The organism is Streptomyces jeddahensis (genome assembly GCF_001642995.1).
In the GTDB taxonomy this organism is placed as follows: Bacteria; Actinomycetota; Actinomycetes; order Streptomycetales; family Streptomycetaceae; genus Streptomyces; species Streptomyces jeddahensis.
Genome location: NZ_LOHS01000160.1, coordinates 1 through 2,116, shown reverse-complemented (window position 1 = coordinate 2,116; position 2,116 = coordinate 1). Strand labels below are relative to the sequence as shown.

The following is a 2,116-nucleotide window of genomic DNA, read 5'->3' as shown; positions in this document are numbered from 1 at the left end:
CACTGAAGCTGCGCCATCTTGAAGTGGCTGGTCAGGGGGCTGGTGCGATGTCGTTTCGGGGTGCTCGTGCTGGTCGTGGGCGGCAGCCTGGGGTGTAGATCGTCTGGCGGGAGTGGGTTTGTGGATTCCCATGCGTCGTCGCGGGTGCCCCTCCTACGCTCCGGTCCATGATGGATCCCGAGGTGTTGGAGCGGATCGCCGCGCGGCGTGCGGAGCTGGACGGACTCGAAGAGCAGCTGGTCAAGCAGCTGTCGGAGGTACGAGCTGAGCGCGATGAGCTGGCCGTGGCCGAGCGGGTGTGGCAGCGGATGAGCGAGCAGCTCGCCAACGAGCGTACGGAGGCCGGGTCGCCGGTGGTCCAGGTGGCGGGTCGGGCGGTGCGGCTGGTCCCGGACCGTGCGCCGGGGGTGGTTGAGTCCGCACTGCCGGCGGAGTACCAGCGCATCCTGACCGCGGTGCGGCAGGCCGCCGGCCCGGTCTCCACCCGGCAGATCGGCGAGGTGCTGGGCTTGGACACCGGGGTGAGGGGCAAGCTGGAGCCGTTGCGCGGGAAGCTCACGAAACTGGCCGACCGCGGCTGGCTGCACAAACGACCCGACGGGAAGTTCACCACCCGCGCGTGACCGTTCCGCACGGCGATCGGGGCATAACCAAGGTGCCCCCGGCGGCTGTTGGAATTGTGTGACGAAAACCAAAGAGCACGCAGGGGACACCGTGTCCCTGGTCTACCAGTGCCGCCTGCCGCTGTCCACGCACACCCTGACCTACCTCTCCGACCTGCTGCGCCGCCATCTCAAAGCGATACGGTCGAGGTGGCGGGCGTTGCCGCCCGGGAGGATCGCGGTGATCGTCCTGGCCGTGCTGCGGCACGATCAGCGCCTGGCCGACATGGCCGGCGGCAACGACATCTCCGCCACCACCATCCGGCGCTGGCGCGACGAGTTGATCCACCTGCTGGCCGCGAAGGCCCCGCGTCTGGACCGCGCCCTGAAGAAGATCGCCCGGCGGGGCGGCGAGGTCGTCCTGATCGACGGCACCCTCATCCCCACCCAGCGCCGTACCGGCAAGGCGAACCGCCCGAACTACTCCGGCAAGCATCGCCGCCACGGCCTGCACGTGATCGCGCTGACCGACGAGCGGGGCCGTCTGGTGTGGATATCGGCCGCTCGGCCCGGCCGCACCCACGACATCACCGCCGCCCGCCGCGACCGCATCCTGGCCCATTTGCGTGCTGCCGGCCTCGGTGCCCTGGCCGACCTGGGCTTTATCGGCCTGGCCGACGACGGGGACGATCCCGTGGTCGTCACCGGTTTCAAGGCCACCCGCGCCCGCAGGCTCGCACCCGCCGAGAAGGAGGCCAACCGGGTCCTGGCCGCCGGACGTGTCCCCGTCGAACGCGGCTTTGCCCACCTGAAGAACTGGCGGATCCTCACCAAGCTCCGTACTGACCCTGCCCGTGCCACCCACCTGTTTCGCGCGCTGCTCGTCCTGACGAACATCGAGGCCACTACCGACAATTGATCTCTACCGCAAGTAGCCCACGACCAGTCAAGCACCGCGGAACATCGTCACCGGGCCGGGATCGGCTGAGTGAGGTTCACCGGGTTGCCGTCGGGGTCCTGGATGTGGGCGACGCGCTGTCCCCACGGCATGTCGTTGGGGCCGCTGCTGACCGAGCCGCCCAGCGCCTCCACCCGGCCGAGCGTCTCGTCGACGTCGTCGACACCGATGCTGAGCAGGATCCGCGGCGCCTCCCGGTTCCCCGGGTTCGCCTTGGCAACCAGCCCGAGGTCGGTGTCACCGATGCGCAAGCCGAGGTAGAAGGCCGGGCCTTCCGCCGGCACCCGGAAGATCTCCTCAGCGCCGAACAGTTTCGTATAGAAGCCGAGCAGAACGTCCTGGTCGGCAGTCAGGATCACTGGCTGGATGGTGGACATGGCACTCCCATCGAGAACGATCGTGTCGCTGGGTAGACCGTTGGAGGACGGTGAACTCATCGGCACACCCCGCCGGACGATCTACAACACAGACTGCCGCGCACGACCAGCACGAGCACCCCGAAACGAGGTCACGCCACCCCGCTGACCAGCCACTTCAAGATGGCGGAGCTTCACTG

The 2,116-nt window shown here is 68.5% G+C and carries 3 protein-coding genes; 2 read left to right on the top strand and 1 reads right to left on the bottom strand.

Features of this window, described 5'->3' with window-relative positions; genetic code table 11:
* Positions 1-167 precede the first annotated feature (167 nt).
* Both STSP_RS32545 and STSP_RS32540 read left to right on the top strand, forming a co-directional pair.
* Positions 168-623: a hypothetical protein gene (locus STSP_RS32545; protein ID WP_198547479.1), complete on the top strand. Its 456-nt coding sequence runs from the start codon at positions 168-170 to the stop codon at positions 621-623.
* Positions 624-681: 58 nt separating this feature from the next.
* Complete coding sequence (locus STSP_RS32540) at positions 682-1,521, top strand: transposase family protein (RefSeq protein ID WP_067284623.1); 840 nt, start codon at positions 682-684, stop codon at positions 1,519-1,521.
* Between the two features lie 47 nt (positions 1,522-1,568).
* On the opposite strand, the gene STSP_RS32535 is transcribed toward STSP_RS32540, so the two are convergent.
* A complete protein-coding gene (locus STSP_RS32535) occupies positions 1,569-1,937 on the bottom strand; it encodes a VOC family protein (protein WP_067284622.1) in 369 nt (122 codons plus the stop codon).
* Positions 1,938-2,116: the final 179 nt, after the last annotated feature.